This is a genomic window from Limnohabitans sp. T6-20, assembly GCF_003063505.1.
GTDB lineage: Bacteria > Pseudomonadota > Gammaproteobacteria > Burkholderiales > Burkholderiaceae_C > Limnohabitans_A.
The window spans coordinates 217,050-232,631 of record NZ_NERW01000001.1; the positions used below are offsets into that span (position 1 = coordinate 217,050).

Consider the following 15,582-nt stretch of genomic DNA (forward strand, 5'->3'; position numbering starts at 1 on the left):
GCGATCGACCTACAAGATACCTGTAGGTCGGCGGCTTCAGCCCCGACATGGCTTCTTCAATGACTTGGGTTCAGGCCTTGAAAGCCACCACTTTCTGGGTTTGCTCGCCCAGGCCTTCGATGCCCAAGTGCATCACATCGCCGCGTTTCAAAAACACGGGCGCTGGCTTGCCGTCTACCTTGACGCCCATGCCCACGCCCGGCGGCGTGCCGGTGGTGATGATGTCGCCGGGCTCAAGCGTCATGAACTGGCTCACGTAGCTCACCAACTTGGCCACGCCAAAGATCATGGTCTTGGTGTTGCCGGTTTGGTAGCGCACGCCGTTCACATCAAGCCACATGGCGAGGGCCTGGGGGTTGGGCACTTCATCGCGTGTGACCAACCATGGGCCCACGGGGCCAAAGGTGTCGCAACCCTTGCCCTTGTCCCAGCTGCCGCCCAGCTCCAGCTGGTATTCGCGCTCACTCACGTCGTTGACCACGCAGTAACCGGCCACATGGTTCAGCGCGTCTTTTTGCTTGACATGGCGTGCGCGTGTGCCGATCACGATGCCCAGCTCAACTTCCCAGTCCGATTTCTTGGAGCCCTTGGGCAGCATGACGTCGTCGTCCGCGCCTTGAATGCAGGAGATCGCCTTGGTGAACACAATGGGCTCTTTGGGAATCGGCATGCCCGATTCGGCCGCGTGGTCGGCGTAGTTCAGGCCAATGGCGATGAACTTGCTGGTGAACGAGATGGGCGTGCCAAAACGCTTTTTGCCACGCACCAAGGGCAGCTTGTCGGTCTTGACCTTGGCCAGCTTGGCCAGCGCCTTGTCGTTCAGCTGGTCGGGCGTGATGTCTTTGACCACACCACTCAGGTCACGCAAGCGACCATCGGCGTCGATCAGGCCTGGTTTTTCTTTGCCGGGTTGGCCATAGCGAACGAGTTTCATAAATACCTTTCAGTGCTGGAACAAAATCAATAAGTGGAACGGCCACCGGACAGGTCAAAGACCGCGCCGGTGGAGAAGGAGCATTCTTCGGTGCTGAGCCAAGTCACCATGGCAGCGACTTCTTCCGGCTCGCCAAAGCGGGCCATCGGGATTTTAGAGAGCATGAACTGGATGTGCTCGGGCGTCATTTGATCAAAGATTGCTGTCTTGACAGCGGCAGGGGTGACACAGTTCACGCGCACACCGGTGTCGGCCAGTTCTTTGCCCAGCGATTTGGTCAGACCAATGACCGCCGCCTTGCTCGCACTGTAAGCGCTGGCATTGGGGTTGCCGTCTTTGCCAGCGACTGAGGCAATGTTGACGATACGCCCATAGTTGCGCACTTTCATGTGGGCACTGAGTTCGCGGCAGCAATGAAAGAGGCCATGCACGTTCACATCGAACACCTGCTTCCAAGCATCCACCGGGTAGTCCCACACCTTGACGTTGGGGCCGGTGATGCCGGCGCTGTTGACCAGCACATCGACGCCTGCCAGCGCCACAGTTTGCGCCGTGGCCTGCACCACCGAAGCGTGGTCGGCCACATCGACCTGCACCGTGTTGACCACGGCCCCCAGCTGGCCCTTGCGCAGCTGCTCGGCGGCTTGGGCCATGCCCGGCGCATCGCGGTCCCAGATGGTGACCCGCGCACCCGAGGCCAGCATGCGCTGCGCAATGGCATAACCCAAACCGTTGGCCGCACCGGTGATGACCGCGTGGCGGCCTTTCATGTCGAGCAAATTCATGCGTTCTTTCTGATCCGTCAAATGGTCATGCCGCCATCGACCATGTAGGCATTGCCTGTGGCGAAGATGGATTCGTCGGAAGCGAGGAAAGTCACGATGGGCGCAATCTCTGCTGCCTGCGCCAAACGCCCCATGGGCTGGCGGTTGATGAAGTCCTTGCGGGCCTGCACCGGATCGGCATAGCTGTTGATGCGGTCTTGCAGGGAAGGCGTGTCCACCGTGCCGGGGCAGATGCAGTTGCAGCGGATGCCTTGGCGCACATAGTCGGCGGCCACGCTTTTGGTCAGGCCAATCACCGCCGCCTTGCTGGTGCCGTAAATGAAGCGGTTGGGCAGGCCCTTGACGCTGGAACACACGCTGGCCATGTTGATGATGCTGCCGCCGTGACCGCCCTGTTCAAACTGCGCGACCATTTTGGGAATCGCTGCCTGGATCATCCAGAACTGCGAACGCACATTCAGGTTGAAGGCGAATTCCCACTCTTCGTCGGTGGCCAGCTCGATGTTGCCGTTGTGCACGAAGCCTGCGCAGTTGAAGACGATGTCGATTCGGTCCATGCCGGCCACCTGGGCCGCAATGGCTTGTTTGTCGAGCACGTTCAGCACGGCGGTGTGCACATTGGCCACGCCTTGGTAGCTCTTGAGCAATTCGGCGTTCACATCGGTGGCGTACACGATGGCACCTTCAGCCGCCATGGCCAATGCAGCCGCTTGGCCAATGCCTTGACCGGCGGCGGTCACCAGCGCGATTTTTCCTTTGAGTCTCATGATGCTTGGATCTCCATGTGGGTCGTTTGTCGTTGTTGAATCGCCGCCCAGTCCCAGGCGATGCCCAAGCCAGGCGTTTCGGGTGGATGTGCATAGCCGTCTGACACCTTCATGCGCGACGTGGTGATGTCGTCGAGCTGTGGGATGTATTCCACCCAAGTGGCATTGGGCACGGCCGCGCACAGGCTCACATGCAACTCCATCAAAAAGTGGGGGCACACCGCCACGTCAAACGTCTCTGCCAGGTGCGCGGTTTTGATCCAAGGCGTGATACCGCCGATGCGCGCCACATCGGGCTGCACAATGGAGCAAGCGCCCTGCTCCAAATATTCGCGGAACTGCATCGGGTGGTACATGGACTCACCCACGGCCACCGGTATGGTGGTGTGCTCGCGCAACTGGCGGTGGCCCGACACATCTTCGGCGGGCAGGGGCTCTTCGATCCAGCCCAGCCCCAAGCCATCGAAAGCCCGCGCACGGCGCACGACTTCTGCACGGTTGAAGCCCTGGTTGGCATCGGTCATCAGTTCAAAGCCTGGCCCCACCGCATCGCGCACGGCGCTCAGGCGGGCCACGTCTTCGCTCACATGAGGGCGGCCAATCTTAATCTTGGCGCCCTTGAAGCCTTGGGCCTGGGCCGCCAGCGTCTGGTCCACCAGTTCTTGAGGCGACAGGTGCAGCCAGCCGCCTTCGGTGGTGTAGAGCGGCACGCGCGCCTGCGCCCCTCCCAGCAAGCGCCACAGTGGCAGCCCTTGGCTTTGCGCACGCCAGTCCCACAAGGCCGTGTCCACACAGGCCAGGGCCAAGCTCGTCATGGCCCCCACAGCCGTGGCGTGGGTGTGAAAAAACAAGTCTTTCCAGATCGCCTCGACCATGACCGGATCACGCCCGATCAGGCGGGGCGCCAGGTGGTCCTTGAGCAAAGCGATGACCGAGGAGCCGCCCGTGCCAATCGTGTAGGCGTAGCCAGTCGCCTCGATGCCGTCACTGCAGTGCAGCGTGAGCAACAAGGTTTCTTGCGTGACAAAGGACTGGATGGCGTCGGTGCGCAAGACCTTGGGCGGCAAATTCACCTGCCGCAGGCTGATGCGATCGATGGTGACGGTGGACATGGCGTGCTGATCTCGGCAAACATGCGGTCACCCATGTGGGCGACAGACATGCGGGTTTGTGCGGGGGCGAAATGGCTTGACCGGCCAATTCTTAACGTGTGATGATTGTGCAACTGGTCTGACCACTTGTCCAATTCACGTTATCCCTGATCCTTGTCGCATGCCCATCCAAACCGTTGAACCGCAACGCCTGTACCGCCAGATTGCCGAGCAATTGCGGCAGCTGATGGCGTCGGGTGAATTCGCGGTGGGCTCGCGCCTGCCCGCCGAGCGCGACTTGGCCGCGCAACTCGGCGTGAGCCGGCCTTCGGTGCGCGAAGCGCTGATTGCGCTCGAGGTCGAAGGGATGATCGAAGTGCGCACCGGCTCGGGCATTTATGTGCAAAGCACCACCCAAACCAAGAACACCAAAGCCCCAGCCCCCATCGACACGTCGGCCGAGTGGGGACCGCTCGAAGTGATGAGCGCTCGCATTTTGGTGGAGTCCGAGGTGGCCGCCCTGGCTGCCCAAAACGCGCAGAAAACAGACATTCAGGCCATCCGCGATGGCCTGCAACAAATGAAGCAAGAAGCCGCTCGCAACGAAATGCCGCGCGAAGGCGACGAAGCCTTCCATGCAGCCATTGCGCAGGCCTGCGGCAACAGCGTCTTGCTCGACACCGTGCAGCGTTTCTGGCAGGCCCGCAAAGGCCCCCTGTTCGAGCGCTTGGGCGATTACTTTGAACACCCCGCATCTTGGAAAGCGGCGATTGCCGAGCACCAATCAGTGCTTGACGCCATCGAGGCACACGACACCTCAGCGGCTCGCAAAGCCATGCAAAAGCACCTGAAACAAGCCTACAAAAGATACAGCGTGAGCTGGCGCCGCGCTCCTGCCCGTTAGCTGCTTGCTAAGGGGGTATGCAGTTTTTTCCGCGTCAGTAATTTTTCAAAACCATTGAGGAGACAACGATGAGCAAACGATTCACCCTGAAAACCCTGGCGGCCTTGGGCGCTGTGGCGATTGGCACCATGCTGGTCAGCACCGGCGCTCAAGCGCAGCAAAAACTCAAATGGGCGCACGTGTATGAAACCTCCGAGCCCTACCATGTGGATTCGGTCTGGGCCGCCGAAGAAATCAAAAAGCGCAGCAACGGCAAGTTCGACATCCAGGTCTTCCCCGCCTCCACGCTGGGCAAAGAAACCGACATCAACCAAGGCCTGACCTTGGGCACGGTGGACATGATCATCAGCGGCACCTCGTTCGCAGCCCGCACCTATCCGCGCTTTGGCATCGCTTACTACCCCTTCATCTTCCGCGACGCTGACCACCTGGTGGCCTACTCCAAGAGCCCCATCTTCCAGGAAATGGTGAGCGACTACCGCAACAAGACCGGTATTCAGGTCACCGCTTACACCTACTACGGCGCACGCCACACCACCGCCCAAAAGGCCTTCACCACCTGCGAAGGCATGAAGGGCTTGAAAATCCGCGTGCCCGACGTGCCGGCCTACACCGCCACACCCAAGTCGTGCGGCGCCAACCCCACACCAATCGCTTTTGCCGAGGTGTACCTGGCCCTGCAAAACGGCACGGTGGATGCACAAGAGAACCCACTGACCACCATTGAAGCCAAGAAGTTCTACGAAGTGCAAAAGGCCATCATGCTCACGGGCCACATCGTGGACGGCCTGACCACGCAAATTGCTCCGCACCTTTGGAACAAGCTCAGCGACGCCGAGAAAAAGATGTTCACCGAAGTGACGCAAGAAGCGGCCAACCGCTCGACCGCCAAGATCAAAAAGCGTGAGGCGGAGCTGGTCGACGAGTTCAAGAAGAAAGGTCTGCAGATCGTGCAGGTCGACCGCAAGACCTTCCAGGACGCTGTGCTGAAAAACGCCCCACTGGAGTCGATGGGCTACACCAAGGCTGACTTCGACAAAATCCAGGCCGCCAAATAAGGCTGCGCCTCCAAGCCGATCAGGCCCGGGTCTGATCGGCCTTTTGACCTGAATTTTTTCCTGAATCCAAGGACACCCCATGAGCGACCTTCCTGATCTGGATGCCATGCCCAAAGTCATGGGCGAAGATGGCCAATTCCACGCCACCGACGACGAAGTCGATCTGTCCGGCACCCCTATCGAAGCCTGGGTGGCCTTGGCCTTTTTCTGGATGCTGGGTGCCACGGTGTTTTACCAATTCATCACGCGCTATGTGATGAACAACTCGGCCTCCTGGACGGAAGAGATCGCCCGTTACATGCTGATCGCCACTGTGTTCACAGGTGCCACCATCGGTGTGGCCAAGAACAACCACATTCAGGTCGATTTCTTTTACCGCTTCATGCCCGACTGGCTCAGCCGCTTCATGGGCACGCTGGTCGATGTGATGCGCATCGCTTTCTTCGCTGCCGCCACTGTACTGACAGGCCAGATGATGGAAAAACTCGGCAGCTACAAGATGACCATCATCGACTTGCCGATGAACATCGTCTACGGCGTGGTGATGGCCGGCTTTGCCGCCATGACGCTGCGCGCCATCTGGGTGGCCCGCGTGCATTGGCAACGCGGCTACACCGTGCTGCAACGCCCCGAGTCTGAAATGACCGACCGCTGAAACGCCCTTAGAAAGTTCTCCATGCTGAAGATCCTTTTCCTCATCCTCATGAGCGGCGGCATTCCGGTGGCCATTGCGATGGCTGGCGCTTCTTTGCTGTATTTGTTTTTTGTCGAAAGCTCGCCACCCTTTGTGGTCATCCACCGCATGGTGTCGGGCATCGACAGCTTCCCTTTGTTGGCCGTGCCCTTCTTCATCTTGGCCGGCAACCTGATGAACAACGCGGGCATCACCAACCGCATCTACAACTACGCGCTGGCCCTGGTGGGCTGGCTCAAGGGCGGCCTCGGCCACGTCAACGTGGTCGGCTCGGTCGTGTTTGCGGGCATGAGCGGCACCGCCATTGCTGACGCTGCGGGCCTGGGCACCATCGAGATCAAGGCCATGAAAGACCATGGCTACAGCACCGAGTTTGCGGTGGGTGTCACGGCGGCCTCGGCCACGCTCGGCCCCATCATCCCGCCCAGCTTGCCCTTTGTGATTTACGGCATGATGGCCAACGTCTCAGTCGGCGCCTTGTTTTTGGCGGGCATCTTGCCAGGCATCCTGATGGCCTTGCTGATGATGGTCACCGTGGCCTATTTCGCGCATAAAAACGGCTGGGGTTCCGACGTCAAATTCGAGTGGTCCAAAGTGATCAAGGCCTTGATCGAAACCGCCGTGGTCATCGGCTGGCCCCTGTCCATCTGGTGGTTGGTCACGGCCATGGGCACCCCACCGCAAATCACCGTGTTCGCTGCCTTGTTCGTGCTGTTCGCAGCCGACAAGCTGTTCAACTTCCAGGCCGTGCTGCCCATCATGACGCCCGTGCTGCTGATCGGCGGCATGACGACCGGGGTGTTCACCCCCACCGAGGGCGCGATTGCCGCCTGCGTCTGGGCGATTGCGTTGGGTTTCTTTTGGTACCGCACACTCAACTTCAAGATGTTCGTGAAGATCTGTCTTGACACCGTCGAGACCACGGCCACCGTGCTCTTCATCGTAGCCGCTGCCAGCATTTTTGGCTGGATGCTCACGGCCACCGGTGTGACGGCCGCCATCAGCGAATGGGTGTTGGGCTTCACACAAACGCCTTGGGTCTTCCTGTTGCTGGCCAACGCATTGATGTTGTTTGTCGGTTGCTTCCTGGAGCCTACAGCGGCCATCACCATCTTGGTGCCGATTTTGGTGCCGATCTGCCAGAAGCTGGGCATTGACCTGGTGCACTTCGGCCTGGTCATGGTGCTCAACCTGATGATTGGCTTGCTGCACCCCCCCATGGGCATGGTGCTGTTCGTGCTGGCCCGCGTGGCACGCCTGAGTGTTGAAGCCACCACCCGAGCCATCTTGCCCTGGCTGTTCCCGTTGCTGGGCAGCCTGATCATCATCACTTACGTGCCCAGTCTGGTGCTGTGGTTGCCTAAACAGTTTTATTGAGGCTTGGTCATGAGTTCTTTCATTCGCTTGCATCCCGCCGATGACGTCGTCATTGCCCGCGCCCAGCTCATGAGCGGCAGCACGGTGGACGGCGTGGCCGTGCGCGGCTTGATACCGCCGGGCCACAAGGTGGCGACACGCGCCATCGCGGCGGGCGAGCCGGTGCGCCGCTACAACCAGATCATTGGTTTCGCCTCACAAGCCATTGCCCCCGGTGAACATGTGCACACGCACAACCTCAACATGGGGGCTGAAAAAGGCAACTTCGAGCGCGACTACGCCATCGGGCAAGACGTCAAAGCCGAGCCAGTGCGCAAGCAGGCCACCTTCATGGGCTACAAACGCTCGGATGGTCGCGTGGCCACACGCAACTACATCGGCGTGCTGTCCAGCGTGAACTGCTCAGCCACCGCAGCACGCGCCATTGCCGACCATTTTTCCAAACGCAACAACCCGCAAGCGCTGGCCAACTTTCCAAATGTGGACGGCGTGGTGGCGCTGACCCACGGCACTGGCTGCGGCATGGACACCGAAGGTCTGGGCATCCAGTTGCTCGAACGCACGCTGGCCGGTTATGCCACGCACGCCAATTTCTGGGGCGTGGTGGTGGTGGGCCTGGGCTGTGAAGCGAATCAACTGAACACCTGGCTGGCGCACAGCAGCCTGCGCGAGGGCGACACGCTCAAGGTCTTCAACATCCAGGACACGGGCGGTACGCGCCTCACCGTCGAGAAAGGCATTGCCTTGATCGAAGAAATGCTGCCCCGCGCCAACGCGATCACACGCGAGCCTTGCAGCGCCGAGCACATCACCGTAGGCCTGCAGTGCGGCGGCTCGGATGGGTATTCTGGCATCAGCGCCAACCCCGCTTTAGGCGCGGCGGTGGACTTGCTGGTGCAACACGGTGGCACCGCGATCCTGAGCGAAACGCCCGAGATTTACGGGGCCGAGCATTTGCTCACACGCCGCGCAGTGAAGCCCGAAGTGGCGCACAAGCTGATCGAACGCATACGCTGGTGGGAAAACTACACCGCCATCAATGGCGGCGAAATGAACAACAACCCCTCACCCGGCAACAAGGCGGGCGGCCTGACCACCATCCTCGAAAAGTCGCTGGGCGCAGTGGCCAAGGGCGGCACCAGCAACCTGCAGGCGGTGTACGAATACGCCGAACCCGTCACCGCCAAAGGCTTTGTCTACATGGACACGCCGGGCTACGACCCGGTGAGCGCCACGGGCCAGGTGGCCGGTGGGGCCAACCTGATTTGCTTCACGACCGGACGCGGCAGCGCCTACGGCTGCGCACCCTCGCCCAGCCTGAAGTTCTCGACCAACACCGCTTTGTGGAAAAAGCAGGAAGAAGACATGGACCTGAACTGCGGCGAAATCGTGGACGGCGGCGTGAGCATTGCTGAGATGGGTCAACGCATTTTTGAAATGATCCTGGCGGCAGCATCGGGCGAACCCACCAAGAGCGAGCGCCACGGCTACGGCCAAAACGAATTTGTGCCGTGGCAAGTCGGCGCGGTCATGTGAAGGCACCGTCATGAGTCACACCATTTCTGCGCAAGAACTGCGCGTCAAAGTCGCCCGCATCATTGAGCAAGCAGGCAGCGCGCCTGCCGAGGCCGCACAAGTGGCCGACAATCTGGTCATGGCCAACCTGAGTGGGCACGACTCGCACGGCGTGGGCATGGTGCCGCGCTATGTGGACGCCGTGCTCGAAGGCGGCCTGTCACCCAACACGGGTGTGAAAGTGCTGCTCGACACCGGCCCGCTGCTGAACCTCGACGGCCAGCGCGGCTATGGCCAGATCACTGGCGTGCAGGCCATGCAAATGGGCATCGCGCGCGCCAAGCAACACGGGGTGTGCACCGTGGCCCTGAGCCGCTCGCACCACCTGGGCCGCATCGGTCATTTTGCCGAGATGGCCGTGGCGCAAGGCCTGGTGTCGGTGCATTTTGTGAACGTGCTCTCGCGCCCCGTGGTCGCGCCTTTTGGTGGCGGCGACGGGCGCTTTGGCACCAACCCCTGCTGCATCGGTGTGCCCATGGGCAGCCGCGCGCCCTTTGTGCTCGACTTTGCCACCAGCCGCGTGGCGCAAGGCAAGATGCGCGTGGCCCACAACAAGGGCGAGCAAGTTCCGCCCGGCTATTTGATCGACGAACACGGCCACCCCACCACCGACCCTGGCGTGGTGGTGGTGCCGCAGTCCAACGGCCTGTTTGGTGCACTCATGACCTTTGGCGACCACAAAGGCTTTGGCATGGCCATGGCCTGTGAGCTGTTGGGCGGCGCGCTCACCGGCAGCGGCACCTGGCACCGCGAAGCGGACCATCAGCGCGCCGTGCTCAACGGCATGCTGACGATGCTGATCGACCCGGTGCGCTTGGGTACGCAAACCATGTTTGAGCAAGAAGCCCTGGCCTTTGCCGACTGGCTGCGCCAAAGCCCGGATGCCCCCGGCAGCGATGGCGTCAAGCTGGCAGGGGAACCCGAACGCACCGCACGCGCTGAGCGCGAGCAAAACGGCATCTGGATCGACGACGCCACCTGGGCCGAGATCGAGGCGTCCGAGAAAAAGCTGCAGACAAGGCCATGATGCGATCGCAGTCTGAAGCCTGTGCAAGAGCCCACCCCCTGGATGAATTTGGCGCAGGCAGTCCATCCAGTCAGGGCGTGTTCCACGCCCATCGCGCACAGGGGTGCGCTCCCACATTCAAACGCCCATACTTTTGACGCCATGCACCTGAGCGCCCACTCACTCTCAACGCTGCCCGCAGACATTCAAACACCTGCGTATGACCGCACGGCCCATGATCCTGGCGTTGTGCACCTCGGATTAGGCGCCTTTCACCGAGCACACCAGGCCATGGTGTTTGACCAGCTGCTGGCCGGTGGCGACACGCGCTGGGGCATCCACGGCGTGGGCATGACGCGGCCTGATCTGGTAAACCAGCTGCGCGCACAAGACGGCCTGTATGCCGTGCGCATTGCCGATGGACAAGGCGTGAAGTGGCAAGTGCCCGGTACGTTGTGGCGCATGAATGTAGCGGCCACTGAGCGCGATGCAGTCGTGCAAGCCATCGCCGCGCCCAGCACCCGCTGGGTCACGCTCACCGTGACCGAAAAAGGCTACACACCCGCCTTGGCGCAACTGCTGCTGGACGGTTTGCGCCTGCGCCAGCAAGCGGGGCTTTCGGGCATCACCATCGCCTCGTGCGACAACCTGCAAGGCAACGGTCACAAGCTGCAGGCCCTGGTCAAAGCTGCCGCAACACCACAAGACGCCGACGTGCTGGGCTGGCTGGACGCGCACTGCGCCTTTCCGTGCAGCATGGTCGACCGCATCGTGCCGGCCGCCACGTCCGAAGTGATGGCCGCAGCCCAAGAGGCCTTGGGCGTTCAAGATCAATGCGCCCTGAGCACCGAAGGTTTTTGGGAATGGGTGATCGAAGACCGCTTTGCCGACCCGCTTGATGCCGCCCTGCTGCAAAGTGCCGGGGTGCGCGTGACGGGCGATGTACACAGTTACGAAGAAGCCAAACTGCGCATGCTCAACGGCAGCCATTCGGCCATGGCACTGATGGGCGCGGTCACCGGCAGGCCATTCATTGCCAGCTGCATCGGTGAGCCACACATCCGCAGCTTTGTTCACCGCCTGATGAGCCGTGAGGTCGCGCCGCACCTCAGTCGCAGCGACTGGGCCGACTACCGCGACGCGCTGATCGCCCGCTTTGGCAACCCGTATCTGAAGCACAGCGTGCACCAGATCGCCACCGACAGCTCGCAAAAAATCCCGCAGCGTTGGCCGCCTTCGGTGCTGGGGCAAATCGCACAAGGCACTTCTTTTGAACACCACGCACTGGCAGCAGCTGTCTTCTTGTGCTACACGCTGGGCGTGGACGAACAAGGCCAGGCCTACACCCTGAACGACCCGCAAACCGAAAGCCTCATGGCTCTGGGTGCCGCACAGCGCAATGAGCCCGAAGCCTGCGTGCACGCCCTGCTGGCCCGCGAAGACCTGTGGGGCAAGGCCCTGCCCAGCAACACCGCTTGGACCGCCCGCGTGACGCACTGGCACCAGCAGATTTTGCAGCACGGCGTGGACGCGGCCATCCAACATTTGCTGCAACAAGAAGTCTGAGCACGGAGGCCACGCCATGAAAATCACCGCCGCCCGCGTCATCGTCTGCAGCCCTGGCCGCAACTTCGTCACCCTCAAGATCGAGACCGACCAAGGCGTCACCGGCATCGGCGACGCCACGCTCAACGGCCGCGAACTGGCCGTGGTCAGCTACCTCGAAGAGCACATCATCCCCTGCCTGATCGGGCGCGACCCGCAGCAGATCGAAGACATCTGGCAATACCTCTACAAAGGTGCCTACTGGCGGCGCGGCCCAGTGACCATGAGCGCCATTGCGGCCGTGGACACGGCGCTGTGGGACATCAAAGCCAAGATGGCCAACATGCCGCTGTACCAGCTGCTGGGTGGGCGCAGCCGCACGGGCGTGATGGTCTACGGCCACGCGAATGGCCGCGACACCGCCGAAACGGTGGACGAAGTTTTGCGCCACAAGGAAGAAGGCTACCTGGCCATCCGCGCCCAAAGCGGCGTGCCGGGTCTGAACAAGGTCTATGGCGTGAGCGGTGCGAACCGCATGTACGAGCCCGCTGATGGCAGCCTGCCCGGCGAACACGACTGGAGCACCGAAAAGTATTTGCGCCACACCCCCGGCCTGTTTGAAGCCGTGCGCGAAGCCGTGGGGCCTGACATCCATTTACTGCACGACGTGCACCACCGCCTGACGCCGATTGAGGCGGGGCAGCTGGGCAAGGCGCTGGAGCCGGTGCGCATGTTCTGGATGGAAGACCCGACCCCGGCCGAAAACCAGGACGCCTTCCAGTGGATACGGCACCACACCACCACGCCCATCGCGGTGGGGGAGATTTTCAACAGCATCTGGGACTGCAAAACGCTGATCGAAAAACAGCTGATCGACTACATCCGCACCACCGTGGTCCACGCGGGCGGCATCACCCACCTGCGGCGCATCGCCGACCTGGCTAGCCTCTACCAAGTGCGCACCGGCTGCCACGGCGCGACCGACCTGTCACCCGTGTGCATGGGCGCGGCCCTGCACTTTGACACCTGGGTGCCCAACTTTGGCGTGCAAGAGTTCATGCCGCACAGCGAAGAAATGCTCTCAGTTTTTCCGCACGACTATCACTTTGAGCGGGGCATGATGCACTGTGGCGAAACACCCGGCCACGGGGTGGACATTGACGAGAAGCTGGCGGCCAAATATCCGTATCAACGGGCTTATTTGCCCGTTAACCGGTTGCAGCATGATGGGACTTTGTGGAATTGGTGAGCGACAACAGGTCAGTTCGTTGTTAAACCTACTAGATTTCGGAATGACAGGATCTACCACAAATAGCAGCTATTCGGTTGCTATGCGAAGGAGACTCTGGACATGCCATTTTGCGACTCGAGAAATTCATTAGACCAAGAACTCGCGCACACTGATGCCAAATGCTTTTTCAAGAAACTCTACGGTTCTTGGCTGGCCATCCAATGACGCACGAACGTGCGTTGTGGTGTAAATACCGGACTTGGGCTCCCACTTAGCTTCGAGACGATCTACAGCCTTGAGCCACCTAACTGTAGAAACATACTCGCATAGCACTATTGACGACGAATTTTCAGCCATGCCCGAACAGCGTAGTTGATTACTAAGCAGTGGTTTATTTCCAATACAAACTTGACTGATCGGTTTCGCTTCTGATGTGAGCGTTCCAATGCCAACGAATCCGCGGCCTTTAAGGTAGGCGGCTACAACATCGCCTTTTTTGAAGCCAAGCATGGCATCTCGCCATCGTTCGCCTTGACCGGCAGAGATGAATCCAAATTCCTTGTAGTCATCCCAATTGCGTGTAGGGCCTTCACCGATGTTGTAGTAATAAAAGCCAGACTGATAGTCAAAACCCGTAAGTTCCAGATGAAGTGTGCTGTGAGGGCGAAAATTACTTGCGTAGTGCCCAGAGGCGATATTGGTCAGTTGCCGCCCAAGCTTCCAAAGTAGCGTCTTCTCAACTAACAGAGCGTCATGTTCCGAAAGACCCTTTGCAATGACTCTGACTATTGGTTGAAGCCCTTCTTTAATGATCGCAGCTATGCGTCTGGCCTTTTCTGAGTCCGAACCATCTGATAGGTGAGCGTCCTTCCTCGATCCGCGCCCTTTTCCGTAGTAAAACTCCTCATAGTTACGGGGGTCGATATAAACGTAAACGTAGTAATCCTGCAAGGTGCTCATTGCTGATGGGTTTAAATTATTTAGATTGCACTACCCCAGAGGGACACCCTCCACTTATAGCATCCGTGCCAGCGCCGCCTGCAAATGCTCCGAAGGCAGCCGCTTGAAGCCCGAACGGGCAAAGCGCTGCAAGCGCCCTTGCATGAATGCCACCAGCAAAGAGGCTACCAACTGCGCGTCAGCGGTGGGGGTTGCCGACTCGATGCCTTTGAGGGATTGACGCAGCTGCGCCTCGATCTTGTCAAACAACAAGTTGATGCGCTCTTGCAAGCGTTCGTGCTCCAGCACCAACGCATCGCCAATCATCACGCGGCTCATGCCCGGGTTCTTCTCGGCAAACTGCAGCAACAAGGCTACGATGCGGCTGGCTTGCACAGGGCCTGCGGGCTCGCGGTCGGTGACCTGACGGATCAGGCCGATCACCGATTGGTCGACAAAATCAATCAGGCCTTCAAACATCTGCGCCTTGCTGGCAAAGTGCCGGTACAAGGCCGCTTCGCTCACGCCGATCTTGGCGGCTAAACTGGCCGTGGTCACCCGCTCTGCACCGGGTTGCTCCAGCATGGCGGCCAAGGTTTGCAAAATCTGCAAGCGCCGCTCGCCCGGACGTGGGCGCTTGCGTGCAGGCGTTGCATCTTCGTCTGAAAAACGCTCGCTTTGTGCTTCTTGGTCGGCCATGTCTCCCCCCTCTTTTTTAATGCTGGTCGCGCGGCCCTGCGTTTGCCTTCAGCGGCTGCGGATCATGGTGCCGAAGGCTTGTTCGGACAGCACCTCCAGCAGCATCGCGTGGGGCACGCGGCCGTCGATGATGTGCACCGCGTTGACGCCACTCTTGGCCGCGTCCAATGCGCCGGCAATTTTGGGGATCATGCCGCCGCTGATGGTGCCGTCGGCGCACAGCTCGTCAATGCGGCTGGGCGTTAGCTCGGTCAGCAGTTGGCCTTCTTTATCGAGCACACCACGGATGTTGGTGAGCATGAGCAACTTTTCGGCCTGCAGCACGGTGGCCAGTTTGGCGGCCACCACGTCAGCGTTGATGTTGTAGCTTTCGTTGTTAACGCCAAAACCAATGGGGCTGACCACGGGGATGAAGGCGTCGTCTTGCAGGCATTGCAGGATCGCGGGGTCGATGCTTTCGATGTCGCCCACCTGGCCCACATCGTGTTCTTTGGTCGGGTCCTGGCTGTCCACCAGGCGCAGTTTTTTGGCACGAATCAGGCCGCCGTCACGACCCGTGAGGCCCACGGCTTTGCCGCCTGCGCGGTTGATCATGCCCACGATGTCTTGTTGCACTTCGCCGCCCAGCACCCACTCCACCACTTCCATAGTTTCGGCGTCGGTCACGCGCATGCCCTGAATGAACTCGCCCTTTTTTCCCAAACGCTTGAGGGCCGTCTCGATCTGCGGACCGCCGCCGTGCACCACCACCGGGTTCATGCCCACCAGCTTGAGCAGCACCACGTCTTCGGCAAAGGCTTGCTGCAAGGCCGGGTCGGTCATGGCGTTGCCACCGTATTTGATGACCAGTGTCTTGCCGTGGAACTTGCGGATGTAGGGCATGGCCTGCGCCAGGATTTGGGCTTGGTCGTGCGGTGCAACGGTGGAGGCAGCAGTGGTGTCGGTCATGGTGCGAAACGGGGTTGTCAAAGAAGGTT

The 15,582-nt window shown here is 60.4% G+C and carries 15 protein-coding genes; 8 read left to right on the top strand and 7 right to left on the bottom strand.

Annotated features, from left to right (window positions below; all coding sequences use genetic code 11):
- Positions 1 to 70 precede the first annotated feature (70 nt).
- Genes B9Z33_RS01120 through B9Z33_RS01135 form a run of 4 tightly spaced genes read right to left on the bottom strand, consistent with a single transcriptional unit; the run spans position 71 to position 3,598 of the window.
- Entirely contained in the window at positions 71 to 934 is an 864-nt protein-coding gene (locus tag B9Z33_RS01120; protein ID WP_108285204.1) for a fumarylacetoacetate hydrolase family protein, read from the bottom strand.
- 26 nt (positions 935 to 960) lie between these two features.
- Positions 961 to 1,719 (bottom strand): SDR family NAD(P)-dependent oxidoreductase, encoded by a 759-nt coding sequence (locus tag B9Z33_RS01125; RefSeq protein WP_108285205.1) that lies wholly within the window; start codon positions 1,717 to 1,719, stop codon positions 961 to 963.
- 17 nt (positions 1,720 to 1,736) lie between these two features.
- Positions 1,737 to 2,486 (bottom strand): SDR family oxidoreductase, encoded by a 750-nt coding sequence (locus tag B9Z33_RS01130; RefSeq protein WP_108285206.1) that lies wholly within the window; start codon positions 2,484 to 2,486, stop codon positions 1,737 to 1,739.
- Entirely contained in the window at positions 2,483 to 3,598 is a 1,116-nt protein-coding gene (locus tag B9Z33_RS01135) for a mandelate racemase/muconate lactonizing enzyme family protein (RefSeq protein ID WP_108285207.1), read from the bottom strand. The genes B9Z33_RS01130 and B9Z33_RS01135 overlap by 4 nt, the downstream gene beginning before the upstream one ends.
- Positions 3,599 to 3,758: 160 nt before the next feature.
- Between B9Z33_RS01135 and B9Z33_RS01140 the strand changes: the two genes are divergently transcribed.
- The 8 genes from B9Z33_RS01140 (at position 3,759) to manD (ending at position 12,985) form a co-directional block, all read left to right on the top strand.
- Positions 3,759 to 4,481, top strand: coding sequence for a FadR/GntR family transcriptional regulator (locus tag B9Z33_RS01140; protein ID WP_108285208.1), 723 nt, complete (start codon positions 3,759 to 3,761; stop codon positions 4,479 to 4,481).
- A 68-nt stretch (positions 4,482 to 4,549) separates the two neighbouring features.
- The gene (locus B9Z33_RS01145; RefSeq protein WP_108285209.1) at positions 4,550 to 5,539 is read left to right on the top strand and encodes a sialic acid TRAP transporter substrate-binding protein SiaP; all 990 of its coding nucleotides are present in this window, start codon (positions 4,550 to 4,552) and stop codon (positions 5,537 to 5,539) included.
- 79 nt (positions 5,540 to 5,618) lie between these two features.
- Positions 5,619 to 6,194: a TRAP transporter small permease gene (locus B9Z33_RS01150; protein WP_108285210.1), complete on the top strand. Its 576-nt coding sequence runs from the start codon at positions 5,619 to 5,621 to the stop codon at positions 6,192 to 6,194.
- Between the two features lie 21 nt (positions 6,195 to 6,215).
- Positions 6,216 to 7,610, top strand: coding sequence for a TRAP transporter large permease (locus B9Z33_RS01155; RefSeq protein WP_108285211.1), 1,395 nt, complete (start codon positions 6,216 to 6,218; stop codon positions 7,608 to 7,610).
- 9 nt (positions 7,611 to 7,619) lie between these two features.
- Positions 7,620 to 9,146, top strand: a complete 1,527-nt coding sequence (locus B9Z33_RS01160) for a UxaA family hydrolase (RefSeq protein WP_108285212.1) — start codon at positions 7,620 to 7,622, stop codon at positions 9,144 to 9,146.
- 10 nt (positions 9,147 to 9,156) lie between these two features.
- Positions 9,157 to 10,212 carry a malate/lactate/ureidoglycolate dehydrogenase gene (locus B9Z33_RS01165; RefSeq protein ID WP_108285213.1) on the top strand — a complete coding sequence of 352 codons (1,056 nt, stop codon included), beginning with the start codon at positions 9,157 to 9,159 and terminating at the stop codon, positions 10,210 to 10,212.
- A 141-nt stretch (positions 10,213 to 10,353) separates the two neighbouring features.
- Positions 10,354 to 11,757, top strand: coding sequence for a mannitol dehydrogenase family protein (locus B9Z33_RS01170; RefSeq protein WP_108285214.1), 1,404 nt, complete (start codon positions 10,354 to 10,356; stop codon positions 11,755 to 11,757).
- A 16-nt stretch (positions 11,758 to 11,773) separates the two neighbouring features.
- Positions 11,774 to 12,985, top strand: a complete 1,212-nt coding sequence (gene manD, locus B9Z33_RS01175; protein ID WP_108285215.1) for a D-mannonate dehydratase ManD — start codon at positions 11,774 to 11,776, stop codon at positions 12,983 to 12,985.
- A gap of 129 nt (positions 12,986 to 13,114) precedes the next feature.
- Here manD and B9Z33_RS01180 read toward each other — a convergent pair whose 3' ends face one another.
- The 3 genes from B9Z33_RS01180 to argB are packed head-to-tail and all read right to left on the bottom strand — an operon-like array spanning position 13,115 to position 15,553.
- Positions 13,115 to 13,927 (bottom strand): GIY-YIG nuclease family protein, encoded by an 813-nt coding sequence (locus tag B9Z33_RS01180; RefSeq protein WP_199220258.1) that lies wholly within the window; start codon positions 13,925 to 13,927, stop codon positions 13,115 to 13,117.
- Positions 13,928 to 13,981: 54 nt separating this feature from the next.
- Positions 13,982 to 14,605: a nucleoid occlusion factor SlmA gene (gene slmA, locus B9Z33_RS01185; RefSeq protein WP_108285216.1), complete on the bottom strand. Its 624-nt coding sequence runs from the start codon at positions 14,603 to 14,605 to the stop codon at positions 13,982 to 13,984.
- Positions 14,606 to 14,653: 48 nt separating this feature from the next.
- Positions 14,654 to 15,553, bottom strand: coding sequence for an acetylglutamate kinase (argB, locus tag B9Z33_RS01190; RefSeq protein ID WP_108285217.1), 900 nt, complete (start codon positions 15,551 to 15,553; stop codon positions 14,654 to 14,656).
- Positions 15,554 to 15,582 lie beyond the last annotated feature (29 nt).